The organism is Rhodococcus sp. WB9 (genome assembly GCF_007558985.1).
In the GTDB taxonomy this organism is placed as follows: Bacteria; Actinomycetota; Actinomycetes; order Mycobacteriales; family Mycobacteriaceae; genus Rhodococcus_F; species Rhodococcus_F opacus.
The window spans coordinates 1,852,494-1,877,319 of the sequence record NZ_CP041769.1 but is presented as its reverse complement, the minus strand read 5'-3'; the positions used below and the strand labels follow the sequence as shown (position 1 = coordinate 1,877,319).

General features: G+C 69.3%; 19 protein-coding genes and 1 pseudogene. 12 read left to right on the top strand and 8 right to left on the bottom strand.

Annotated elements, in window-relative coordinates:
- Positions 1-13: 13 nt before the first annotated feature.
- Positions 14-613 carry a TetR/AcrR family transcriptional regulator gene (locus FND50_RS08720; protein WP_005258535.1) on the bottom strand — a complete coding sequence of 200 codons (600 nt, stop codon included), beginning with the start codon at positions 611-613 and terminating at the stop codon, positions 14-16.
- A gap of 102 nt (positions 614-715) precedes the next feature.
- Entirely contained in the window at positions 716-1,897 is a 1,182-nt protein-coding gene (locus tag FND50_RS08715; RefSeq protein ID WP_005575010.1) for a glycoside hydrolase family 3 N-terminal domain-containing protein, read from the bottom strand.
- 118 nt (positions 1,898-2,015) lie between these two features.
- Between FND50_RS08715 and FND50_RS08710 the strand changes: the two genes are divergently transcribed.
- The 4 genes from FND50_RS08710 (at position 2,016) to FND50_RS37565 (ending at position 8,265) form a co-directional block, all read left to right on the top strand.
- Positions 2,016-2,483, top strand: a complete 468-nt coding sequence (locus FND50_RS08710; RefSeq protein WP_144285466.1) for a universal stress protein — start codon at positions 2,016-2,018, stop codon at positions 2,481-2,483.
- Positions 2,484-2,512: 29 nt separating this feature from the next.
- Entirely contained in the window at positions 2,513-3,604 is a 1,092-nt protein-coding gene (locus FND50_RS08705; protein ID WP_144285465.1) for an isochorismate synthase MenF, read from the top strand.
- 127 nt (positions 3,605-3,731) lie between these two features.
- Positions 3,732-3,905 (top strand): DUF2613 domain-containing protein, encoded by a 174-nt coding sequence (locus FND50_RS08700; protein ID WP_005258546.1) that lies wholly within the window; start codon positions 3,732-3,734, stop codon positions 3,903-3,905.
- Between the two features lie 46 nt (positions 3,906-3,951).
- Positions 3,952-8,265 carry a DUF3367 domain-containing protein gene (locus FND50_RS37565; RefSeq protein WP_144285464.1) on the top strand — a complete coding sequence of 1,438 codons (4,314 nt, stop codon included), beginning with the start codon at positions 3,952-3,954 and terminating at the stop codon, positions 8,263-8,265.
- A gap of 71 nt (positions 8,266-8,336) precedes the next feature.
- Here the strand turns inward: FND50_RS37565 and FND50_RS08690 are convergent.
- A pseudogene (locus FND50_RS08690) lies at positions 8,337-9,266 on the bottom strand (acyltransferase family protein); the annotation flags it as partial.
- Between the two features lie 286 nt (positions 9,267-9,552).
- Here FND50_RS08690 and FND50_RS08685 point away from each other — a divergent pair.
- A complete protein-coding gene (locus FND50_RS08685) occupies positions 9,553-10,707 on the top strand; it encodes a DUF3068 domain-containing protein (protein WP_144285463.1) in 1,155 nt (384 codons plus the stop codon).
- A gap of 138 nt (positions 10,708-10,845) precedes the next feature.
- Here the strand turns inward: FND50_RS08685 and FND50_RS08680 are convergent, their stop codons facing one another.
- Positions 10,846-12,045: a polysaccharide biosynthesis protein gene (locus FND50_RS08680; RefSeq protein WP_144285462.1), complete on the bottom strand. Its 1,200-nt coding sequence runs from the start codon at positions 12,043-12,045 to the stop codon at positions 10,846-10,848.
- Between the two features lie 63 nt (positions 12,046-12,108).
- On the opposite strand from FND50_RS08680, the gene FND50_RS08675 reads away from it, so the two are divergent.
- Positions 12,109-13,830, top strand: coding sequence for a hypothetical protein (locus FND50_RS08675; RefSeq protein WP_144285461.1), 1,722 nt, complete (start codon positions 12,109-12,111; stop codon positions 13,828-13,830).
- On the opposite strand, the gene FND50_RS08670 is transcribed toward FND50_RS08675, so the two are convergent.
- Positions 13,771-14,991 carry a glycosyltransferase family 4 protein gene (locus FND50_RS08670; protein WP_144289006.1) on the bottom strand — a complete coding sequence of 407 codons (1,221 nt, stop codon included), beginning with the start codon at positions 14,989-14,991 and terminating at the stop codon, positions 13,771-13,773. The two genes, FND50_RS08675 and FND50_RS08670, sit on opposite strands and share 60 nt — an antisense overlap.
- A 174-nt stretch (positions 14,992-15,165) precedes the next feature.
- Here FND50_RS08670 and FND50_RS08665 point away from each other — a divergent pair, with 174 nt between their 5' ends.
- The 6 genes from FND50_RS08665 to FND50_RS08640 all read left to right on the top strand — a co-directional run bounded on the left by FND50_RS08665 (position 15,166) and on the right by FND50_RS08640 (position 21,711).
- Positions 15,166-15,921, top strand: coding sequence for a class I SAM-dependent methyltransferase (locus tag FND50_RS08665; RefSeq protein WP_005566981.1), 756 nt, complete (start codon positions 15,166-15,168; stop codon positions 15,919-15,921).
- A 2-nt stretch (positions 15,922-15,923) separates the two neighbouring features.
- On the top strand, positions 15,924-16,811 hold the full coding sequence (locus FND50_RS08660; protein WP_144285460.1) for an ROK family protein: 888 nt from the start codon (positions 15,924-15,926) through the stop codon (positions 16,809-16,811).
- Positions 16,812-16,891: 80 nt separating this feature from the next.
- Positions 16,892-18,061 (top strand): phosphotransferase family protein, encoded by a 1,170-nt coding sequence (locus FND50_RS08655; RefSeq protein ID WP_144285459.1) that lies wholly within the window; start codon positions 16,892-16,894, stop codon positions 18,059-18,061.
- Positions 18,058-19,203, top strand: a complete 1,146-nt coding sequence (locus FND50_RS08650; RefSeq protein WP_054248604.1) for a hypothetical protein — start codon at positions 18,058-18,060, stop codon at positions 19,201-19,203. The genes FND50_RS08655 and FND50_RS08650 overlap by 4 nt, the downstream gene beginning before the upstream one ends.
- 28 nt (positions 19,204-19,231) lie before the next feature.
- On the top strand, positions 19,232-20,680 hold the full coding sequence (locus FND50_RS08645; RefSeq protein WP_005258574.1) for an aldehyde dehydrogenase: 1,449 nt from the start codon (positions 19,232-19,234) through the stop codon (positions 20,678-20,680).
- 71 nt (positions 20,681-20,751) lie between these two features.
- On the top strand, positions 20,752-21,711 hold the full coding sequence (locus FND50_RS08640) for a cation diffusion facilitator family transporter (RefSeq protein ID WP_144285458.1): 960 nt from the start codon (positions 20,752-20,754) through the stop codon (positions 21,709-21,711).
- A gap of 29 nt (positions 21,712-21,740) precedes the next feature.
- Here the strand turns inward: FND50_RS08640 and FND50_RS08635 are convergent, their stop codons facing one another.
- The 3 genes from FND50_RS08635 to FND50_RS08625 all read right to left on the bottom strand — a co-directional run bounded on the left by FND50_RS08635 (position 21,741) and on the right by FND50_RS08625 (position 24,806).
- Positions 21,741-22,241 (bottom strand): hypothetical protein, encoded by a 501-nt coding sequence (locus tag FND50_RS08635; RefSeq protein WP_037204339.1) that lies wholly within the window; start codon positions 22,239-22,241, stop codon positions 21,741-21,743.
- A 149-nt stretch (positions 22,242-22,390) separates the two neighbouring features.
- Positions 22,391-24,220 carry a phosphoenolpyruvate carboxykinase (GTP) gene (locus tag FND50_RS08630; RefSeq protein WP_144285457.1) on the bottom strand — a complete coding sequence of 610 codons (1,830 nt, stop codon included), beginning with the start codon at positions 24,218-24,220 and terminating at the stop codon, positions 22,391-22,393.
- A 274-nt stretch (positions 24,221-24,494) separates the two neighbouring features.
- Positions 24,495-24,806 (bottom strand): DUF6802 family protein, encoded by a 312-nt coding sequence (locus FND50_RS08625; RefSeq protein WP_144285456.1) that lies wholly within the window; start codon positions 24,804-24,806, stop codon positions 24,495-24,497.
- Between the last annotated feature and the right edge of the window lie 20 nt (positions 24,807-24,826).

The window sequence follows — 24,826 nt, the reverse complement described above, 5'->3', positions numbered from 1 at the left end:
ACGAACGTCCCGCTCACTCCGGCTTCTTCTTACCCGCGAGGCCGCGCCACGCCAGGGATTCCAGCAGGTCTGCGGCGGCGTCGACCTCGATCTCGCCGCCCGCGACGCGGTCGGCCACGGCCTCGCCCGCACCGACCAGGGCGATGGCGATCAATTCGAAATCCTGCCCCGGCTCCGGATCCTTGGTGCTGGACTCGAGCAGGTGCGCGGTCAGCTCGATCAGCCGGTCGCGGCTCGATTGCACCGACCCCACGAACGCCTGCTGCCCCATCGCCTGGCGATACAGCACCATCCACGACTTGCGGTGCTTGCCCACGAACCCGAGAAACCCTTCGAGGGCCCGGCGCAGCTGTTCGCGCGGGCTCAGCCCCGGATCGCCCGCCGGAGCGAGCGCCTCGACGAAGCGCAGACCCTCCCGCTGGATGCATGCCGCGAACAGTTCGTCCTTCGAGCCGTAGTACAGGTACAGCATCGGCTTCGAAATTTCCGCCTTGGACGCGATCGCGTCCATGGACGTTTCGTGAAAACCTCTGTCGGAGAAGACGTCGACAGCAGCGTCGAGCATCTGCTGCTCGCGCACTGCGCGCGGCAGTCGCTTGGTGCCGCCGGCCATTCGTCCTCCATCATCGTCGAACCCGCTATCTTACTCTACGGTAATAAAGCGGGCCCGACCGGCGGACGAGAAGAATACCAGCACCCTGTCGCGGACCGGGCACTAGCAGGCCAGCACGCCCTTGGCGCGCGCAACGGTCAGGACCGCCTCGTCGACACGCTGCTGCGGCAGCTTGCCCGAGGCCACAACGCTTTCGAGGTGATCGAGGACCCGCGGGACGTCGTCGGTGGTGAGCCACAGGGCGACGTCGACACCGGATTCCAGCGCGGTCTCGACGGCGACCGTGATGTCGTAGCGGTCGGTGATCGCCTGCATGCCGCTGAGGTCGTCGGTGAAGATCGGGCCGGTGAACGGTGGCGCGCCGTATCCGGTGCCGCCGCGCAGCAGCGCCACGGCGTCGGGACTGATGCTGGCAGGGACCCCGGGGGCGGTCAGACCCGGCACCTCGAGGTGGCCGAGCATGACGCCGACACCCGTGGACACCAGGTTCCGGAACGGGACGAGGTCCTTCGTCTGCAACTGCTCGAGCGGCGGGGTGGTGACGGCCCCGGTGTGCGAGTCGCCGGACGCCGATCCGTGGCCGGGGAAGTGCTTGATGACGGGCAGGATTCCCGCGTCCCGCATCCCGCGCGCGTACGCGTCGGCGTAGCGGGTGACCACGGCGGGATCGTCGGAGTAGGAGCGGTCGCCGATGACGCTGTCGTCGGGCTGGCTGCTCACGTCCACGTCGGGGGCGAAGTTCACGGTGACACCGAGGTCCTTCAGTCCGCGACCGCGCTCGAGCGCCATCTGGTACGTCTGCTCCTCCGTCATCGTGGCTGCGGTCTGCCGGGCGGACGGATCGGCTCCGAGCAGGTTCTCGACGCGCGACACGCGTCCACCCTCCTCGTCGATCGTCACCATCAGGGGCAGCGACGACGCCGACGCCACCTGGGGAATCTCACGGTTCGCGAGCATGGCCTCGTCGGTCCAGCTCCCGACGAAGATCCCGCCGATCTGCTCGTCCCGGACCACCTGAGCCGCATCCGCGGTGCCGGTCACTCCCACGTTCAGCAGCTGAGCGAGCTTGCGCCGCAACGGCAACGACTGCAGGAACTCCGTCTCGCACGACGCCGGTGCGGCGGCGGGCGCTGCGGTGCCGGTGTGCGACGCCGGCTCGACGGAGGACGGCGACGGCGTCGCTGTCGCCGACGACGATTCCGCGACCGTCTCGCCACCACCCGACGAACATCCGGCGACGAGGCCGGTACAGGCAGCGAGCGCGAGTGCATACTTGATCCGCATGGGTTCGACGGTAGCCCAATTCGCCACCGGCACCCCCGTGGTAGGCCCCGAATCGGCGACCGCTGCCGCCCGTCTTGGTAATCTGGACACAGAGGAAGCCCGTACTCAGGAGGTCGTAGTGCCCGGTGGTTTGATGTTGATCGCCTACGACGGATCCGACAACGCCAAGCGTGCGGTGGAGTGCGCAGGTCGTTTCCTCGCCTCCAATCGCGCTGTGCTGGTGACGGTATGGGAGCCGATGGTCCGCCAGGCCGCGCGTATGTCGGGCCTGTCCGGTGTGATGCAACCCGAGTGGGTGCCCGACGAGGAGACCGAGGACGTCGCGTACTCCGACGCCAAGGTGACCAACGAAGAGGGCGTCCAACTCGCCGAGGCCGCCGGGCTCGCCACCGAGGGCCGCTGCATCGAGTGCACCAGCACGATCTGGACGGCCATCGTCGAGACGTCCGACGAACTCGCGGTCGACATCATCGTCACCGGCACCCGCGGCACCACCGGTCTGCGGTCGTTGCTGCAGAGCAGCGTCGCCGACCACGTGCTGCGCCACAGCCACCGCCCGGTGCTGATCGTGCCTCCCGGACAGTAGTCCGGCCGCCCGACTACTGTCGGGTGACCATGGACGGATTCCTTCTCTCCCGCGCCGACCGGACGCTGCGCACGTCCGGTGCGCGGCACGGGTACGACACCGCGGCAGCCGCTGTCGCGGCCCTCGCGAACGGTGACACGGAACTGATCGTCGGAGCGCTGCCGTTCGATCCCGATCGTCCCGCCGCGCTGACCGCCCCGGAATCGTGGGAGTTCACGGACGGCCCGTGGCGCCCCGGCACCGTTGTCGACCTTCCCTCCGTACACCTCACCCGGGAGGTCCCCGACCCCGCCGAGCACGTGGCCCGGGTTCGATCACTCGTCGACCGCCTGCGCGAGGGCACGCTCGGCAAGGTGGTGGCCGCACGCAGCGTCACCCTCCGCGCGGACACCCCCATCTCCGCAGAAGCGTTGGCCGCGAGAATGATTCACCAGAATCCCACCGCCAACGGGTTCGCCGTCGACCTCTCCGCGGCCGGCGAGAGCTTCCGCGGACGCAGTCTCGTCGGCGCCAGCCCCGAGGTGCTGCTCAGCCGGCGCGGGCGACGCGTCACCTGCCGTCCCCTCGCCGGAACCGCGCCGCGGCGCACCGATCCGGAGGCCGACGAGAAGGAAGGTCGCGGACTCCTGGAGTCCACGAAGAACCTGGCCGAGCACGCGTTCGTCACGGCCTGGATCAGGGAGGTCCTGTCGCCGCTCTGCACCGAGCTGACCGTCCCGGACTCCCCGGTACTGACGAGCACGCACGAGGTGTGGCATCTCGCGACCCCCATCGAAGGCGTGCTGCGCGACCCGTCGACCAGCGCGTTGAGCTTGGCCACCGCGCTGCACCCGACGCCCGCGGTGTGCGGCACCCCCACCGACCTCGCTCTCGCCACCATCCGGGACGTCGAGGAGGATCGGCGGTTCTACGGCGGCGCCGTCGGGTGGTGCGGCGGCGACGGCGACGGCGACTGGGTGGTGGCCATCAGGTGCGCCGAGATCGCCGCGGACGGACTCGAGGCACTGGCGACGGCGGGCGGGGGCATCGTGGCCGAGTCCGACCCGGAGTCCGAACTCGACGAGACGACCACCAAACTGCGCACGCTGCTTCGGGCGCTCGGAGTGCAGCAGAGACCGTGAACTGCAGAAACGGTGGCCCACGAGCACCAATCAGCAGTTCGGCAGCCCACGGGTGATACCTTGACCCGAGCAATTCGTACGCGGGAGTAGCCGTGTGCGTCGATGGCACGACGGTGGGAGATGTCTGATGGGGAAGTTCCTTGTGCCCGGTGTGGTCAGCGCCGTGGTCGGTGTCGCTCTCGGCACCGTGGCGACGCTCGGCATCACCGCAGCCGCACAGGACAACACGCGTCCCGAGATCGACCGCAGCGGCAACGCGGATTCCTCGCTCCTGAACCAGGTTGAGTACGGCAGCCGCTGAGAGCGCCGGCTCAACAAGTTCCCGCACTTCCCCCGAGTCGGCGGCCATGTCGTCCATGGCGCCCTCGGCGGAGCCTCTGTCACGGCGGTGGCTGTTCGGCGCCTCTGTCATAGCGTTTCTTCTCGCATTTCTCCAAACCCCCGGCCGGCTCGCCGCTGACACCAAGTACGACCTGTCCCAGAATCCGATCGGATTCCTGGAACGGGCCGCGCATCAGTGGAGCAGCCAGGCCCCCATGGGCCAGGTGCAGAACCAGGCCTACGGTTACTTCTTTCCGCACGGCGCGTTCTTCGCGCTCGGCGACGTCCTGAGCGTCCCGCCGTGGATCACTCAGCGGGTCTGGTGGGCCCTGCTGCTCGTCGCCGGATTCTGGGGCATCGTCCGTCTCGCCGAAGCACTCGGTGTCGGCAGCCGCTCGTCCCGAATCATCGCCGGTGTCGCGTTCGCGTTCTCCCCCCGTGTCCTCACCACCCTCGGTTCGATCTCGTCGGAAACCCTCCCGATGATGCTGGCGCCGTGGGTTCTTCTGCCCGTGGTCGTCGCCCTCTCCCATGTGAGTGACAAAGCGTCCCGGGACACGCGATGGCACTCACCTGCACGGTTGGCGGCCCAGTCGGCGCTCGCCGTCGCGTTGATGGGCGCGGTGAACGCCGTCGCGACCGTGGCCGCGTGCCTCGTCGCAGCTCTGTGGTGGATCTCGCACCGGCCCAACCGCCGGTGGTGGGTGTTCACCGCGTGGTGGTTCCCGTTCCTGGCACTGGCCACGTTGTGGTGGATCGTGCCGCTGCTGCTGCTCGGCAAGGTGAGCCCGCCGTTCCTCGACTACATCGAGTCGTCCGGGGTGACCACACAGTGGACGTCGCTCGCCGAAATCCTTCGCGGCACCGACAGCTGGACGCCGTTCGTCTCCCCCGAGCGGATCGCAGGCGCGGTCCTCGTCACCCAGCCCGCCGCGGTCGCGGCGACCGGCCTGATCGCCGCCGCCGGGCTCGCCGGACTGTGCATGCGGTCGATGCCGGCCCGCGGTCGCCTCACCCTGATCCTGTTCGTCGGTGTCGCCGGGCTAGCGGCCGGGTACATCGGCGAACTGGGCTCCCCGTTCGCCGAGCAGGTCCGACTGTTCCTCGACTCCACCGGGGCGCCCCTCCGGAACGTGCACAAACTCGAGCCACTCGTCCGACTGCCCCTCGTGCTCGGGCTGGCGCACCTGCTGGCGAAGGTGCCGCTGCCCGGGTCCGTGCCGGTCGCGCGATGGCGCAGCGCGTTCGCGCACCCCGAGCGCGAACCGATGGTCGCGGTGACGAGCCTGGTGCTGGTCGCCCTCACCCTGGCGACGTCGCTGGCGTGGACGGGCAAGCTCGCACCCCGGGGCACGTATCCCGAGGTCCCCGACTACTGGCAGCAGGCCGCCTCGTGGCTGGAGGACAACGCCGGGGGCACGAGCCCCGACGGTTCCGACGCGGAGCGGGCGCTCGTGGTGCCGGGCGCACCGTTCGGCAGCCAGCTCTGGGGTCTCACCCGCGACGAGCCGATGCAGGCGCTGGCGTCCACGCCGTGGGCGTCCCGCGACGCCGTCCCGCTCACCCCGCCCGGCACCATCCGCGCCATGGACTCGATCCAGCGGCTCGTCACGGACGGCCGCCCCTCGGACGGCATGGCGCAGACCCTGCTCGGCCAGGGCATCCACTACCTCGTCCTCCGCAACGACCTCGACCCCGAGACGTCGCGGTCGACGCGTCCGCTGCTCGCGCACCAGGCCGTCACCGGCTCACCCGGATTGACGCAGGTCGCGGAATTCGGTGAGGACATCGGCCCCGGTGACGTCGAAGGTCTGGTGATCGACAGCGACCTGCGGCCCCGATACCCGGCGATCGAGATCTTCGAGGTGTCGATGCCGGACGGTTCGCCGACGACGAGCGGGCCGTACACCGCGAACCTCGACGGCGTCCCCCGCGTGCAGGGCGGTCCGGAATCGCTGCAACGTCTGCGGGAGAACGGCGTCCTGCCCGGGGCCGGACCGGTGTTGCTGGCCGCGGACGCGAAGCGCGCCGGACTGCCGGTCGACGACGTCACCGTCACGGACACGCCCCGGAACCGCGAAACCGACTACGGCCAAGTCGACAACCACAGTTCGGCACTGCGCACGCCGGACGACGCGCGCCGCACGTTCAATCTCGTTCCCGACTATCCGGTGGCGGATACCCCGCTGGTGGAGGGGCAGTGGGAGGGCGCGACGTTGAGCGTGTCGAGTGCGGCGTCCGACGCCACGCAACTCGGCGGCGCCTCCCCCGCCAGCAGCGCCGCCGCGACCGTCGACGGGGATCCGGCGACGGGCTGGTTCAGCAACGGCATCGAGCGGGCGCTGGGACAGTGGCTCCAGATCGATTTCGACACCCCGCTCACCAGTTCGCTGCTGCACATCACGACGAGCCCGGCCGCGATCGGCGCCCCCGTCCGCTGGATGGAGGTGTCGACGCCCAACGGCAGCACGGCCGTGAAGGTGGACGCCCCGGGCAAGCCGATCGCCGTGTCCGTCCCGGGCGGCGTCACCCCGTGGGTGCGGATCACCGCCACCCGCACCGAGAACGGTTCCGCGGGAACGCAGTTCGGGATCAGCGAGGTGTCCGTCGAGGACTTCTCCCAGCGTGACGCCCCGGTCACCGTGCCGATCCGGTACCGGACCGTGTTGCCGCCCACCCCCGACGGCGCAACCGTCTCGGAGTGGGATCTCAGCCAGGAACTGCCCGGCCGCAACGCCTGCGCGGAGGCGCCCGACCGGGTGCGGTGCAGCAACGCCTTCGTCCTGCCGCCCGAGGAGGTCGGCACGTTCGAGAGGACGTTGTCGGTGCCCGAGCCCACCGCGGTCACACCGCAACTGATGCTGCGGGCGCGGCACGGGGCACCGCTGGAAGAGCTTCTCACCCAACGGGACCGGCCGTCCGCGCACGGCACCAGTAACATCGCCGACCTTCGCGGGTCGGCGTTCGCCGCCACCGACAACGATCCGCGCACCAGCTGGTCCGCGATGCAGGACACCACCACCGGCAAGGGCGCGAAACCGACTCTCCCGATCGACCTTCCCGAACCCACGCTGGTCACCGGCCTGCAACTGACCCCCAGCTTAGGTGCCGTGCCCGCCGCCCCCGACCGGGTCGCCGTCGACCTCGGGAACGGACCGCAGGTGCGCGACGTGGACGAGGACGACGGGACCGTCACGGTCGAACCCCGGGTGACCGACCGGATCGTGCTCAGCCTCGTGTCCTGGAAGAGCACCCTCGATCAGAACGCGCTGGGTTTCGCGCAGCTGCAGCCCGCGGGTCTCGCCGAGGTCGGGGTGCTGGGCGAGGACGGCGTCCTGCTGCCCGGTTCGGGTCCGGCCGACGATGCCGGCGCCCGCCCGGTGACGGTTCCCTGCGAGGAGGGGCCGGTCGTGACGGTCGGCGGGCAGCCGGTTCGCACGAGCGTCACGGCAACTGTCGGGCAATTGCTCTCCGGTGACCCGGTTCCCGCGAGCCTCTGTGACACCGCCGGCCCCGTTCCGCTGGGAGCCGGATCCCAGGACGTGACCGTCGACCCCGGGTCGGCGTTCTTCGTCGACAGTCTCCGCCTCGACGCCGGACCGCAGGCCCAGGCCGTTCCGACCGAGCAGGTGTCGACCACCGCGTGGACGGAGAACCACCGGGAACTCACGGTGCCGCACTCGGACGCCGAGCGCGTCATCGTCGTCCCCGAGAGCACCAACGTCGGCTGGGTGGCCACCGCACCGGACGGCAGCGAACTGACACCGATCGTCGTGGACGGCTGGCAGCAGGGGTGGATCCTGCCCGCGGGAACCGAGGGGACGGTGACCCTCGACTTCCCGACCGACCACTGGTACCGCCTGGGGATCTTCGGCGGTCTGCTGCTGCTGATTCCTCTGATCGCCGCCGCGCTGTGGCCGCGTCGCGCACGCGAGCGCGATCCCGGCCCGGCGCCCCGGACCTGGGGCAGCGCGACGGTCGGGTGGCTGGGAATCCTTGCTGCCGCCACCGTGATCGGGGGTCCCGTCGGCGCGGTGACGACGGTCGTGGTGACGCTGCTGGCCGTGACCCTCGTCCGCCTACGGGGGGCCGCCACCACGGCGCGCGTGCTGGTGGGGGTTGCCGGAGCGTCGACGATGCTCGGCATGGCGATGCTCTCCACCGGCCCGTGGCGGACGCCCGGCGGTTACGTGGGGCACTCGTTCCTCGTTCAGTTCCCGCTACTGCTGGCGCTCGTCGCCACCGGGCTGGCGGTGCTGCCGCTCGGACGGTCGGCGCTCCTGGCGCGCGCCTCCCAGCGTTTGACGGCGCGGCGAGCCGGTTCCTCCACCAACGCGTAGCTGGCCGACGCGACCGCGACGCTCATCACGGTCGTCAGGAACAGGATGTAGACGAAGTGACCGGTGAACGGAACGAGCCCGAACACCGGAAAGACGATCGACAGCACTGCGAGGTGCCAGATGAAGATGCCGTACGACCAGCGGCCCACGGCGAGAGCGAGCGGACTCGCGAGGTAGCGGTGGCTGGATGTGTCGGACAGCACCAGCGGGGCCATCAGCGCGAAGCTGATGACGGCGCCGAGCGCCATCTTGACGGCGTACTGCCACGGTTCGGGACGCACCAGCCCCTCCGGACCGGCGAGGTCGGTCGCCGTGAGGGCGAATGCCACAGCGGCGACGAGAAACATCCGGACGCGATGATGCGCCCAGCGGTGCATCCGCCCGGGCGGACTCACCGCCAGTTCGGCCAGCAACATCCCCGCTCCGAACCAGGGCAGGTACCCCGGCAGCCAGTTGTCGTGATGGATGCCGCCCGGCGTGGACACCGGCACGAATGCCCACGTCAGGCTCACCGCAATCAGCGCGAGAATCGCCGGAACACGCAGCCGCGCAGCCGGACCCCGCAGCCCGACCAGCGCGAACGCCAGCAACGGAAGCACCAGGTAGAAGGCCACCTCCACCGACAGACTCCACATCTGGGTCAGACCGTCGGTGAGCGTGAGGGGCACGAACACCTGCACGAGTCCGAGATTCGCCCACCACGTGCGGTAACTCGCGTTCGCGGTGGGCAGGAACGTCAACACCACCGCCACGGCGACCCAGTACGCGGGCAGGATGCGCGTCGCCCGCGAGATCCAGTACCGGACGATTCCGTGGGCGGGGCCCATCCCTCGCGCCGCGCCGGCATGGCTGCGCCACAACAAGAATCCGGACAGCGCGAAGAAGACCGCCACCGCCAGATCGAATCGTCCCCAGATCCGGCCGAGGACGGGCACGTGCGTGGCACCGGTCTGGAACGCGACGTGCGTCACGAGCACACCCAGCGCCGCGAGACCGCGCATTCCCTCGAGTGCGGGAATGAAACTGCGCGGGGTTGCGGTCGTGCGCGTGGTGGCCGAGGTGCTCATCACCAACAGTGTGCCTGGTCCCGGGGCTGTGACGGAAAACTCCGTCCGAGCCACTTCGCTGGCGAACGGCCGATGCGTTTACTATCCGATGGGGCAAATGCGCGTTCGAGACTGTTAGTGTTTTGCCTCACGTGGTGTCGATGTGGGCTCCATGCGATCCGTGCAGCCGTGCTGCCGGTGGGGGAATCTCAATCGACAGAATTGGGTTAGGAGAGAAAGCATGGCGGAGCGCTCAGGGCCGAGCCGGATACTTGCTTGCATTCTGGTGGGCCTCGGTGCCTTCCTCTTGGCCGTCGCCGTTCTCATTCCCACCTACACGGTGGGCAAGTTGGAGAAGACGCCCTTGGACCTCGAAGTGACCACGATCGCCGAAGGTTCCGGCAGCGTGCTCAACTCGCAGGCTCTTCTCGCAGGCAAGGCCGAAGTCAACACGAACGTTCCACTGGTGTCACAGCGCTACGTCACCACCGAAGATCCCGCGAACGCGGACGTCGTCACTCTCCAGGCGGGGCAGACGCTGCGGCGCACCGACAAGCAGGGCGACACCGGACTGCTGTCCGCCATCGTCGACCGCAACACCGTCGACCGCAAGACGTCGATGCCGACCAACGACCCGGTGGGCACCATCCAGACGCAGCCCAACCAGCCTGCCGAGGAAGTTCCGCGCGACGGACTGCAGTACAAGTTCCCGTTCAACTCGGAGAAGCAGAGCTACCCCTACTTCGACCTGAGCGCGCGCGCCACGCAGGACATCAACTTCGTCGAGGAGACGGAGATCAACGGCCTGAAGGTGTACCACTACAACCAGACGATCGATCCGGTCGACCTGTCGAAGGTGGTCAGCTCGCCCACCAACAAGCTGACGCTCCCCGCCGAGGCGTGGGGCGTCCCCGGTGGCACCCTCCCCGTCACGATGACCCGCTGGTACACCAACGTACGCGACGTGTGGGTCGAGCCCGAGACCGGTGTCGTCGTCAAGGGCCAGGAGCAGCTGCACCAGTACTACGCCCGCAACAAGGACAAGCCGGAGATCGACGTCCTGAAGGTGGAACTGCCGTTCAACGAGCAGACCATCGAATACCAGGTCCAGCAGGCCAAGGACGGCATGGACAAGATCAGCACGTTCGGTCGCACCGTGCCGATCATCGCCGGCATCCTCGGTGTCATCGCCCTGATCGCAGGAATCGTCCTGGGTCTGCGCGGCGGCAAGGGCAGGCAGCCCGCGCACACCGCCGGCGACGACTACCCGCCGAGCGACGGTGGCCGCCACGTCGACCTGGACAAGTCGGAGGCTCCCACCGAGCAGCACGACTGGACCACGGACAAGACGGAAGAGATTCCCGTGCAAGATCCGCGCCGGTACGACGAGCGATAGAGCAATACAGCCGGACGCCACGTAGTCCGGTCGCGAAGGGGACCTCGGTACTGCACCGAGGTCCCCTTCGTCGTGCCGGGGGCGGCCTGTGCACAGCGTCGCCCGATGTCGCCGGCTGCTCGTCGGGTTGAACGGATGTCACATCGGGCGCGGGGCATCGCGCCGCGCGCTGCGCACGGCGAGGACGCCGGCGATCAGTGCCGTGCTCGACGCGACCGTCACGGCGACGGCGATGAACTGCCCGATCGTGGACGCGAGGGTCAGCATGCCGGTCATCTCGACGGCAAGACCGATCCAGGCGATCACGGCGAGGTGCGTCCGCTCCCCCGCGATGGCGGACAGCAGCGCGCCCTGCAGGACGGCCAGGCAGGCACCGTGGAGCGCGAACAGCCACAGCAGCGACTGGACGGGCTGGTACGCGTCGCCGACGAGGAGCGGGACGAGGGGGGCGGCCACCGCGACGCCCGCGACGAGTACCGCACCGAGTCCGACGAGGACGGCGAGCGCCGACCGGATCGCCTGCGCGGAGTGCGCGGGATTCGCCATCCGCGGGTAGAGCACCACCCCGACGGCCTGCGGGAGCCAGAATGCGGCCTTGGTCGCGACGGCGCCCAGTGCGTACAGGCCGGCGTCGTCGTTGCTGAGCACGATCCGGGCGATCACGAGGTCCATCGACGACAACGCGATCAGCGCCAACTGCACCTGCGACGCCCTCAGCACGGCCGCGACGCCGATCCGGGTGCTCGACTCCCCGGTGATCCCCGAATCGGCGAACAGCCGCGCGCACAGCGCTACCAGCCCGGTGCCCACCGCACTGGCGGCGAGCGCGAGCCCCGGCCCGGCGCCGACGGCCAGCACCACGACCGCGGGAACGACCTTCGCGACACCCGCTGCCGCGAGGACGACGCTGAGCGGACCGAACCGCGCCGAGCCCTGCAGCAGTCCCTGCTCGGTGGCGAGCAGGACGAGGACGGGCGCCGTGACGAGCGCCGAGAACGTGGCGAGCATGCCGGTGTCGAGCGCCCACGACACGAGGGGGGCGAGCAGCATCGCCGCGACCGCGACGATCACCGCGCAGCGGTATCCCAGCAGCCGCACCGCGTGGGCTCCCTTACCCCGGACCACCTCGCGGGCGACGACGGTCTGCAGTGCGAGAGCGGGGACGGCGAGGACGAGCTGGGCCGCCAGCAGACTCGCGAACTCTCCGTAGCCCGCCGGTCCGAGCCAGCGGCTCGCCGGCAGATGCAGCAGGTAGGACGCGATGTTCGCGATCATCGAGCCCGCCGTCACCATCGTCACCCCGGCGACCGCCGAGCTGGTGAGGGTCTGGCGTGGCATGCGCCCCATGATGCACTACGTGCCGTGCGAGCCGGGTCGATGCACCACGTATCGTGACGGCCCATGACCGCCCGGCGCCGAGCACCGTTCGTCGTGCCGGGTTACAGCCTCCTTCTGGCGTTGCTGATCCTCGGGCCGCTGCTCGGGCCGGGCTATCTGCTGTTGCGGGACGCGGTCAGCACTCCCCGCTCGTATCTGACGGATTCGGCGCTCGGTCTCACGGATGCCGCCGCGCGGGCCGTGCCGCAGGACGCTCTGCTCGCGACGCTGAGCGTCGTCGTCGACGGCGGCCTGGTGGTGAAGGCGATCCTGCTTCTCGCGCTGTGGGCGGCCGGCTGGGGCGCGGCCCGGATGGTCCGCGCCGTGCTGCCGACGGCGGGGCTCGGACCGCGGCTCGTGGCCGCGACGGTGACGGTGTGGAATCCGTACGTCGCCGAGCGACTGCTGCAGGGGCACTGGAGCCTGCTGACGGGGTATGCGGCGCTGCCGTGGACGGTGTGCGCAGCAGTCGCGATTCGACGGGGTCACGGCCGGGGGTGGTTCGCCCTCGCGGCCTGCCTCGCGGCGGCCGGGCTGACCCCCACCGGGGTGTTGCTCGCCGCGGTGACGGCGGTGGCCGTCCTCGCACTGCCTGGCGGACGATCGGCCGCGTGGTTCCGGGTATCCGGCGCGCTGGGCCTGTGCGTCGCTGCGAGCGCGCCGTGGCTGGTGGCCACGGCCCTCGCCGGAGGCGGCGGGGACGGCTCCGATCCCGCCGGGGTCGCGGCGTTCGCGGCGCGCGCCGAACCGGGGCTGGCGACTCTCGGCAGTCTCGCCGGCCTCGGCGGCGTGTGGAACGAGACCGCCGTCCCGGATACCCGGACCACACTGTTCGCCCTCGTCGGAACGGTCCTGCTGCTCGGCGTCGTGCTGTGCGGACTCCCGGCGCTGTGGCGGCGGCGACGGCATCCCGTGGTGGCCGCACTGACCGCACTCGCACTGGTGGCGGTGCTCCTGCCCGCACTCGGCGCGACCGCGTGGGGACTCGACGTCGGTCGTTGGATGGTGCAGAACGTCCCCGGCGCGGGGTTGCTCCGGGACGCGCAGAAATGGGTGGCGCTCGCGTCGCCGCTGTATGCGCTCGCCGCCGCGGCCGCGGTGCTGCGACGCCCCGGCACGTGGTCCGTCTCGGCCGTCCTGGTCGTGCTGCTCGCCCTCCCCGACCTCGCGTGGGGCGTCGGGGGCGCGCTGCGCCCGGTCCACTATCCGACGTCGTGGCAGCAGGTAGCCGCCGAGGTGGCGCGCGACGCGCACAGCGGGGACGTCGCCGTGCTGCCCACCGGCATGTTCCGCAAGTTCTCCTACAGCGGCGCCGCTCCCGTTCTGGACCCCGCCCCGAGGATGCTGCCGGAGGACGTCCTGCAGACGGGCGAGCTGGTGGTGGCCGGTGGCATGGTGGAGGGCGAGGGGTCCCGGGCGCAGCAGGTGGAACGGGTGCTGCTCACCGGCGGTTCCGCCGACGATCTCGCGTCGCTGGGCGTCCGGTGGGTCCTGGTCGAGCGCGACACGCCCGGACCGCGCGGCGAATCCGCGACCACCCTGGCCGGTCTGGAGCGACAGTTCTCGGACGAGCATCTGGATCTGTACCGCGTCGGCGGCGACGTCGCGCGGCACGAGGCGTCCGACCGGGCGCGGGCGACGGTGGTCGCGGCCCACGTGCTGTGGGCGCTGCTGCTGGCCGGCGGTCTACTCGGCGCGGGCGTGCTCGAGGCCCGGACGCGCCAGCGCCGGCGACACCAGCCCTGACGTCCGCAGGCCCGCGGCCGTGCCCGCCAGCACCTCGTGGACGCCGTTACCGGTGTGCTTCCAGGAGAACTCACCCGCGCGTACCCGAGCCTTCTCACCGAGGACCATGCGTGTCTCGGGGTCGAGCAGGAGGGCGTTGACGGCTGCGGTCAGTTCGCCGACGTCGGCCGTCGACGCTCCCGCACTGCCGACCAGAACACCGGTCACGCCGTCGACGATCGAATCCGTCAGCCCCTTGGAGCTGCGGTAACCGACGGTCGGGACGCCGTGCTGGGCGGCCTCGATGACGGCCAGACCCCAGCCCTCCTTGCGGGACGGCATCACGTGCACCCAGGACTGCGACAGCAACTGGTGCTTACGGGTTTCGTCGACGTGCCCGTGGAACGTGACGGCGTCGCCGATGCCCAGTTCGTGCGCGCGGTCGCGGAGATTCTGTTCCCACCAGCCGCCACCGATGACGTCGAGGTGCACGTCGGCGATCGTGGGACGCAGCGCCGCGACGGCTTCGAGGGCGTCCTCGATCTGCTTGTGCGGCACCAGCCGGGACAGGACACACACGCTGGGATGCGCGGTCCGGGTGTCGGCGCCGCCGATGTCCACACCGAGAGGGATGTCGTCGGCGCCGTTGCGCACCACCGCGATCCGTTCGCGCTCGACGCCGAGTTCGACGAGTTCGTCGGCGGACGGCAGCGACACGGTGAGGTACTGGTCGTCCCGATGGGTGCGCGGCGACAACCGGGATTCCACCCACCAGCCGATCTTGCCCATCAATCGGCCCGCCACGGGCCACTGCTCGCGGTGGCAGTGATGCACGAGCAGCGTCACGGGTGCACCGGCGACGACGCGGGAGAAGAACGGGATGCCGTTCTGGGTGTCGATGACGGCGTCGGGCCGGATCCCTCGTAGCGGTCCGAACCCGAGCCGGCCCGCGGCGATCGCGGCGAGGGCGCGGGGGTAGACGCTGTACCGTCCGCCCGCCCGGCTGATCTCGATGCCGTCGACGGTCTCCTTCTTGGCGGCGCCGCGGTAACCGGCGGTGCGGAGGGTGACCTTGATTCCCCGCGCCGCGAGCTGGGCGCCGACCTCCTCGAGGTACCGCTCACTGCCGCCACCCTGCGGGTGACCGGTGTCGCGCCAGCAGAGCAGCAGAACCTCTCGCACGTTCATATACTCCTGTGGTCGGTGCGGTACATGTGGTCTCGGGGCGGGACGTTCCGCGCTGTAGTCCCCGAACACCCTATCGGTCGCGTTCCACCGGATGTTGCAGCCACCGCGAACGGATTGCGGCCCCGGCGGCGGCACTCGCTAAGGTTCAGTCTCGTGACGACGCCTCCCGTGACCCGGCGATTCGGTCGACGGGCAACCCTGAAGCGGTCGTTCGGCCTGCTCAGCGACTTCCGGCACGAACAGACCGCACCCGACCTGTTCTACGGCGCCCTCGCCCGCGACTCCGTCGAACTGATCGGCGACCTGTACGGCGGTCTCACCGAATCGGATCTCACCGGGACGACGGTGCTGGACGTCGGCGGCGGCCCCGGTTACTTCGCGGACGTGTTCCAGCAGGCCGGCGCCCGGTACGTCCCGGTGGAGCCGGATCCGTCGGAGATGCATGCCGCGGGCCTGGCCGTGGGCGGCGCGGTGCGCGGGTCGGGGTTGGCGCTGCCGTTCCGGACGTCGTCGGTGGACATCTGCTTCTCCTCCAATGTCGCCGAGCACGTCAGCGAACCGTGGGCAATGGCGGACGAGATGGTCCGGGTGACGAAACCCGGCGGCCTGATCGTGCTGTCCTACACGTTGTGGTGGGGCCCGTTCGGCGGCCACGAGACCGGGCCGTGGCATGCACTGGGCGGTGAGTACGCCGCTCGCCGCTACCTGCGCAAGAACGGCCGCGAACCCAAGAACCGGTACGGCGTCTCCCTGTTCAAAGTGGGTGCGGCCGACGGGCTTCGGTGGGCCCGCCGCGCCCCGGACGCGGACTTCCTCGCGGCGTTCCCCCGCTACCACCCGCGCTGGGCGTGGTGGATGGTGCGAATCCCCGGACTGCGGGAGTTCCTGGTGAGCAACCTCGTTCTCGTGATGCGGAAGCACTGACCGTGGTCGCGCTGGCTCTCGACATCGGCGGCACCAAGATGGCCGCCGGGATCGTCGACGCGGACGGCACCGTGCCGCATCCCGCCACCACCCCGACGCCGGCGACCGGTGTCGCCGACGCGTGCGCCGCCCTGCTGCGGGAGGTCGCGGGAGCGGCAACGATCACGTCGGTCGGTATCGCGTGCGCGGGACCGGTCGACACGGACGCCGGCACCGCGTCACCCATCAACATCGACGAGTGGTCGGGCGGCTTCGGCCTGGTCGGCTTGGTGCAGGAACTTTTTCCCGGCGTCCCCGCGAGGCTGGCGATGGACGGCGCCGCCGCCGCTCTCGGTGAGCATCACCACGGTGCCGGGCGCGGTGTCCCCGACCTACTGAGCCTGGTCGTGTCCACCGGCATCGGCGGCGGAGTGGTCCTCGGCGGCCGCATCGCCACCGGCCGGACCGGCAACGCGGGACACATCGGTCACCTGGTGGTCCCCGGCGGAACCGAGCCGTGCACGTGCGGCGGGACCGGGTGCCTGGAGACGGTGGCGAGCGGACCGTCGTCCGTGCGCTGGGCCCGCTCCCGGGGATGGCGCGGGACGACGGGCGTCGAATTGGCGAGGGCGGCCGCGGACGGGGACGACGTCGCCGTGGCCGCCCTCGACCGCGCCGGGACCGCACTCGGGCAGGCCATCGCGTCCGCCGCAGCCCTCCTCGACGTCGAGCTCGCGGTGATCGGTGGCGGATTCGCGCAGGCAGGACCGCCGTTGTGGGACCCGATGCGCAGGGCTGCCGCCCGCCACGCCCGGTTGTCCTTCGTCGCGAATCTGAGGGTGGTCCCGGCGGAACTCGGCGCCTCCGGAACCCTCGTCGGGGCGGGAGTGCTGGCCGTCGACGAGGGCTGACGCAGCGGGATCTCCTCACCTGTTCCGAAATTCTGTAACGTGTTCTAGTGTTCAGGGTCACACCACGTCCAGGAGAGGAGGTGACCGTGAGCACGAGCACCGCCCGATCCGCCGACGACTCCGATCACTCGTCCGAAGTCGCCCGGCCCACTGACTCCCGTCGCGATCCGGAGGTACTGCGAGACGCGCTGCAACGCTGGCTCGCCGCCCAATTGCCCGCCGACGCCGCACCCGAGGTCACGCACGTCCACCTCCCCGACGCCAACGGCATGTCGAGCGAGACCATCCTGTTCGACGCCACCTGGTCCGGCGAGATTCACCCACTGGTCGCGCGGGTCGCGCCGGCCGACTCGACGATGCCTGTCTTCCCGGAGTACGACCTCGACGGGCAGTTCCACGTGATGGCGCAGGTCCGGGAGCACTCCGCCGTCCCGGTCCCGGTCGTCTACTGGTCCGAATCCGATCCCGGTCCGCTGGGCGCCCCGTTCTTCGTCATGGCCCGCGTCTCGGGGCAGGTCCCGCCGGACGTGATGCCCTACAACTTCGGGTCGTGGGTGACGGAGGCGACCGAGGAGCAGCGCGCGCTGCTGCAGCACAGTGCGGTGAATGTGCTTGCGCTGCTGCACGACATCGACCGGCCGTGGGAGCGGTTCGCGTTCCTGCGACTGCCCGGCTCGGGTCCCACCGTCACCGAGGCGCTCGCCGCGCACATCCGGCAGCAACGCGACTACTACGAGTGGACGACCCTGTCCGGTCCCCGGTCCCCGCTGATCGAACGCGGCTTCGCGTGGATGGAGGAGAACCTCCCGGACGACCCCTCCCCCGCCGTCTTCTGCTGGGGCGACGCCCGCATCGGCAACGTGATGTTCGAGGACTTCCGGCCCGTGGCCGTACTCGACTGGGAGATGGCCGCACTCGGACCCCGCGAACTCGACCTGGGCTGGATGACGTACCTGCACCGGTTCTTCGAGGACATCGCCGCGGCCGCCGGACTGGACGGGATGCCCGACTTCCTGCGACTCGACGACCTCGCCGCGCTGTACGAGGAATTGACGGGTCACACGCCCCGCGATCTCGAGTACTACACCGCCTACGCGGCACTGCGGCAGGCCACCATCATGCTGCGGATCCAGGAGCGCGCCATCCACTTCGGACAGGCCGTCGCTCCGGAGGATCCGGACGACATGATCATGCACCGCGCGTCGCTGGAGGCGATGCTCGACGGCACGTACTGGGAGAAGATCCGATGACCGCCGACTACGCGGGAAATCCGCTGTCCCCGATGGACGACTACCCCATCCATCAGGTGGCCGAACCCATCCGGCGCGTCGCCACCTCCGACCGCAACTTCTACGACCGCTACTACTTCAACTGCTATCCCTCGGCCGAGTCCGACCTCTTCCTCATCATCGGTCTCGGGCAGTACCCCAACCTCGGCGTGACGGACGCGTTCGCGGTGCTCCGCCGCGGCGACGACCACATCGTCGTCCGCGGGTCGGCGGCCCTGGGACACGACCGCTCCGACAGCACCGTCGGACCGTTCCGCGTCGAGGTCCTCGAGGGTCTGCAACGCTTGCGCGTCGTGCTCGAGCCCGGCGACTACGACCTCTCCTTCGACCTCACCTTCGACGGCGCGATCCCCGCGACGCTGGAGCCCCGCCACTTCCGCAGGCAACTCGAGCGCGTCACGTTCGATACGAGCCGATTCGTCCAGACCGGCACCTGGGCAGGCGAACTCACGATCGACGGGCAGAGCCGCCCCGTCACCCCCGACACCTGGCGCGGTAACCGCGACCGGTCGTGGGGGGTGCGCCCCGTCGGCGAGTCCGAGCCGCCCGGACGGCGCGCGGTCGACGGGATCCAGAACTTCTTCTGGATCTACTCGGTGATGCAGTTCGAGGACTACTCCGTCTCCGTCGTCCTGCAGGAGGACGAACTCGGCAGGCGCATCGTCGAGGAAGCCGTCCGCATCTGGCCGGACGCCGACCGCGAACCCGAATGGCTGGGCCGACCCGAACACGAGCTGAAGTTCGAACCGGGGACACGGGACGTCACGTCGGCGTCGCTGAGTTTCCACCGCCCGACCGGCGAGGTCGTCACCGTCACCTGCGACCTGCTGGTTCCCAATTACATCGGTATCGGCACGGGGTACGGCCTCGAAGCCGATTGGCGTCACGGCATGTGGCAGGGCGAACTCATGGTGCAGGGACTGCGCAAACGAGCGTCCGAGATCGAACCGGGACTCCGGATGTTCTGCCCCGTCGACAATCTCACCCGCTTCCGGCTAGAGGACGGCGGCGAGACCGTCGTCGGGACCGGGCTGTTCGAGGTCGCGGCGATCGGCCCACACGCACGGTACGGATTCGACAGTTTCACCGACACCGCCTCCTGACCGGGGGAACGACACGAGGAATGGACTCATGACCGACTACGACAAGCTCTACATCGGCGGCAAGTGGGTGGCCCCGGCCACCGATCAGGTGCTCGAAGTGTTCTCCCCGGCAACCGAGGAACGCGTCGGCAGCTGTCCCGTCGCGTCGCCGGCCGACATCGACGACGCCGTCGCCACTGCCCGGCGGGCATTCGACGAAGGTCCGTGGCCGCAGACCACTCCCGCCGAGCGCGGGGAGATCCTCGCGAAGGCGGCGAAACTCATCGAGGAACGCGGCGACACCCTCAACGCACTGATCTCGTCCGAGATGGGCCAGCCACCCGCGATGGTCGGGATGATGCAGCAGACGCCGTCGCTCGCGACCCTGAACTTCTATGCCGGCCTCGCGAACGAGTTCGAGTGGGAGCAGACCCGCACCGGCGCGTTCGGACAGACGAAGGTGCTGCGGGAGCCCGTCGGTGTGGTGGCCGCGGTCCTCGCCTGGAACGTGCCACTGTTCCTCGCCGTCAACAAGCTGTCCCCGGCGCTGCTCGCCGGCTGCACCGTCCTGCTCAAGCCCGCACCCGAATCCCCGCTCTCCACACACCTTCTCGCCGAAATCTTCGCCGAGGCGGGTGTCCCCGAGGGTGTCATCTCCGTCCTGCCCGGCGGCGCCGAGACCGGCGAATACCTGGTGTCGCATCCCGGGATCGACAAGATCACGTTCACCGGCAGCAGTCCCGTCGGCCGCAAGATCGGCGCCATCGCCGCACAGAACCTCAAGCGCTGCTCCCTCGAACTGGGCGGCAAGTCGGCGGCCATCATCCTCGAGGACGCCGACCTCGCGTCCACGATGCCGATGCTGGTGATGTCCGGGCTCATGAACACCGGGCAGGCATGCGTCGCGCAGACCCGGATCCTCGCCCCGCGTTCCCGCTACGACGAGGTTCTGGACGCCCTCGTGGCCGGTGCCGGATTCATGACCGTCGGCGATCCCTCCGACCCGGCCGCGCAACTCGGTCCGCTGATCTCCGAGAAGCAACGCGACCGCGTCGAGGGCTACATCGCCAAGGGCAAGGAACAGGGCGCCCGCGTGGTACTCGGCGGCGGCCGTCCGGAAGGCCTCGACAAGGGCTGGTACGTGGAGCCGACCATCTTCGCGGACGTCGACAACTCGATGACGATCGCCCGCGAGGAGATCTTCGGACCCGTCCTGTCCGTGATTCCCTACGACTCCGAGGACGAGGCGATCAAGATCGCCAACGACTCCGACTACGGACTCGCCGGCTCGGTGTACACCACCGACATCGATCACGGTCTCGCCGTGGCGAAGCAGATCCGCACCGGCACCTACGCCATCAACTGGTACGCGTTCGACCCCGGCTCACCGTTCGGCGGCTACAAGGCCTCCGGCATCGGTCGCGAGAACGGACCGGAGGGGCTCGAAGCGTTCTGCGAGACCAAGTCCGTCCTCATGCCGCCCGGTTACAGCGGATAGGCGCTCCGCGCCCGTGCGCCTTTCTGGTTGCTGCAGCTACCAGAAAGGCGCACAGGCGTTAGCGTGATCGGGTGACCGCATCGACTCCGGACACCACCCACGACGCCGACGGTGAGAGTGCACTCACCGTCGTTCTCGCGTTCGGCGCGAACATTCTGATCGCACTGGCCAAGACCGTCGCCGCGGTGGTCACCGGCTCGGCGTCGATGGTGGCGGAGGCCGCCCACTCGTGGGCCGACTCGGGCAACGAGATCCTGCTCCTGGTCGCCAATTCGCGGGCCAAGCGCACGCCGGACCGCATCCATCCGCTCGGGTACGGGCGCGAGGCCTACGTGTGGTCGATGTTCGCGGCGCTCGGGTTGTTCGCGCTGGGCGCGGGGGTGTCCGTCACGCACGGCATCCAGGAGCTCGTGCACGCCGAGCCAGCAACGAACTTCGCCGTCGCATACGTCGTGCTCGGTGTCTCGTTCGTGCTCGAGTCCATCTCCTTCCAGCAGGCGTACCGACAGTTGCGCGCCGAGGCCATCGCCATCGACCGCGACGTCCTGGCCCACGCACTCCGCACGTCCGACCCGACCACCCGGGCCGTGTTTGCGGAGGACGCCGCGGCGCTCATCGGTTTGGTCATCGCGTTCCTGGGCGTTCTGCTGCACCAGATCACGGGATCGGCGATCCCCGACGCAATTGGCTCCATCCTGGTCGGGATCCTGCTCGGCGTCATCGCGCTGATTCTGATCGACCGCAACCGGCGATTCCTGATCGGCGAGGAGGCATCCCCCGCCCTGCGCCAGGCCGGCATCGAGGCGCTCGAGGCCCTGCCCGAGGTCGACCGGGTGACGTTTCTGCGCATGGAGTACCTGGGACCACGACAGGCGTACCTGGTGGCGAGCGTCGACCTGGTCGGTGACTACGCGGAGTCCCGTGTTGCCCATACCCTCCGCGACCTCGAGGCCCGGCTCGAACGAAACTCGCACGTCGTCCGCGCGATACTCACCCTGTCGACAGAGGACGAGCCGACCATCACCGTGTGAGATCGCCGGCTCGCCGCTGTTTCTGCGGTCTAGCTACCGAACTGGACCCCGCCCAGCGGGCCGCCGACGAGGACGATCTGCGGCATCGTGGTCTGGGGGTTGGCGACGGTGCTCAGCGACAGGCATTCGCCGATGACCGCGTACGCGCCGTCCGGAAGCTCCGGTGTGGTGAACGTCTTGACCGCGTTGCCTGCGGCGTTCGCGACGACGCGCTCGATCGGGTTGGTGGCCCACGCGACGAATCCCGGTTCGAGGACGACGGTGGGATCGGCGAGGACGGCGGGCAGCTTGGTGGCGTCGAATGCCACTGCACCGCAGGACTGGGCGTCCAGCAGATTCAGGACGTTGGGGTTGGTGACGGTGATGTCGAGGGTGTTTCCGTCGACCGCGGTCACCACGGTGGGAGGCTGGACTTCCGTCGCTGCGGATGCGGTCGCCGGCATGGTGACGGCTACGGTGGCGGCGGCCGCGGCAGCGAGTGCGGCACCTCCGGCGAGTCGTTTCATGCCCCTACTGGTCCCTGTCTGCATCTGCAATCCTTTCGTCGGGTGCGAGCTTCGAGAATCGAGGCTTTACAAACCGAATGGTATGCGTTTACTGCAGAATCCTCCCCTGAAACGACGAATGTCACAGTGGTTCAGTCGGACTGAACCACTGTGACATTCGGTCACCGGGGGGACTAGCTCAGGCGCTGCTTCAGGGCCTCGAACTCGTCACGGATGCCGGAGGGAACCTTCTCGCCGAGGAACTCGAACCATTCCTCGATGAGCGGCAGCTCCTGCTTCCACTCGTCGACGTCGACCTTCAGCGCCTCGTCGACGTCGGCGGCGTCGACGTCCAGGCCGCCGAGCTCCAGATCGGCTGCGGTCGGAACGAAACCGATCGGGGTGGACTCGGCGCCGGCCTTGTGCTCGATACGGTCGACGATCCACTTCAGCACGCGGGAGTTCTCGCCGAAACCGGGCCACAGGAAGCGGCCGTCGTCGCCCCGACGGAACCAGTTGACGTAGAAGATCATCGGCAGCTTCTCGGAATCCGCGTGCTTGCCGAGGTTGATCCAGTGGTTCAGGTAGTCGCCGGCGTTGTAGCCGATGAACGGGATCATCGCCATCGGGTCGCGGCGGACGGTGCCCACGGCACCCTCGGCGGCAGCGGTCTGCTCGGACGACAGCGTCGCACCGAGGAACGTGCCGTGCTGCCAGTCGAAGGACTCGCTGACCAGCGGAACCGTGGTCTTACGGCGTCCACCGAACAGGATCGCGGAGATCGGCACACCCTGCGGGTCGTCCCACTCCGGCGCGAGGATCGGGCACTGCGACATCGGGGTGCAGTAGCGCGAGTTGGGGTGCGCGGCCTTCTCGCCCGACTCGGGCGTCCACTCGTTGCCCTTCCAGTCGGTGAGGTGCTGCGGGTCGCCCTCGAGCCCCTCCCACCAGACGTCGCCGTCGTCGGTCTGCGCGACGTTCGTGTACAGCGAGTTGCCGGCCTCGAGGGTCTTCATCGCATTCGGGTTCGACCCGTAGTTGGTGCCCGGCGCGACGCCGAAGAAGCCGTACTCCGGGTTGACGGCGTACAGGCGGCCGTCCTCACCGAAGCGCATCCACGCGATGTCGTCGCCGAGGGTCTCGGCGCGCCATCCGGGGATGGTCGGCTGGATCATCGCGAGGTTGGTCTTGCCGCAGGCGCTCGGGAACGCGGCCGCGATGTAGTACGGCTTGTCCTCCGGGGAGATCAGCTTGAGGATCAGCATGTGCTCGGCCAGCCAGCCCTCGTCGTGGGCCATCGCCGACGCGATGCGCAGCGAGTAGCACTTCTTACCGAGCAGAGCGTTTCCGCCGTAGCCGGAACCGTAGCTCCAGATCTCGCGATCCTCGGGGAAGTGGGTGATGTACTTGGTGTCGTTGCACGGCCACGGGACGTCGGCCTGGCCCTCTTCGAGAGGTGCGCCGACCGAGTGCAGCGCCTTCACGAACGGCTTGTCGGTGCCGAGCTTCTCCATCGCGGCGGAACCCATGCGCGTCATGATGCGCATCGACACGACGACGTACTCGGAGTCGGTGATCTCGACACCCAGCTTCGGGTCGTCCGCACCGAGGGGACCCATGCAGAACGGCACCACGTACATGGTGCGTCCGCGCATGCTGCCGCGGTAGAGGTCGGTCATGAGCGACCGCATCTCGGTCGGGTCCATCCAGTTGTTGGTGGGCCCGGCGTCGATCTCTTCACGCGAGCAGATGTAGGTACGGGACTCGACGCGTGCGACGTCCGACGGGTCGGAGTTGCCGACGAACGAATTCGGCTTCTTCTCGTCGTTGAGTCGCGTGAACGTACCGGCCTCGACGAGCTGCTCGGTCAGTCGATCCCATTCTGCGTCCGAGCCGTCGGCGAAGACGACGCGATCGGGCTGAGTGAGTTCGGCAACCTCTCGAACCCAGGCGAGCAGCTCACTGTGCTCCGTGGGGGGCGTGCCGTCAGTTCCGTTCAGACCGGGAATGGTCGCTGAGGTCATCAAACTCTCCTGGGGTGAGCCGGAACCGGACCATCTGCCGTCCGCTGAGAGAACCTCGCAGCGAGTGCCAGACGGTCCGATTTCCCCTCTCGGCGGGGTCCAGCCAGGCCGTCCATGCCACATGGAAGACGCGGGCGCCGGGTGTCCTATCCCTAGAGGTTAACGCCGCGAGTCCCATCTCGGGGAATCGGGTGCGGTTGGAATGGTCACAGAAACGATTCAGTAGAGCTACCAGGGGCCTTTCCCGCGTCTGCAGTGCGGATTTCGGTGGTGTTCAGCCGTTACCGAGAGTCCCACCATCGGTCTGCTGCCAGTGCACGACGCCGTCGCCGTCGCGGCGAAACTCCCAAGACGCGTACTCGCCGTCCTCGTGGATCATCGTCAGATGGTCTGCTTCGCCGTCCGAGTCGAGGTCGGAGGCGATGACGACGGCGTCGCCCGCGTCGAAGGTCTGGGTGTCGAGGACGCCGTCTCCGTCGATGTCGTGGGTCGGATCGGTGAGCGCGACCGCCCCGGAATCGTGACCGAAAGTGTTCGGATCGACGTCCGGCACGTCCGGGACCAGAAAACTCTCAGTCGTCGCCACCGCGGTCTCCCTTCACATTT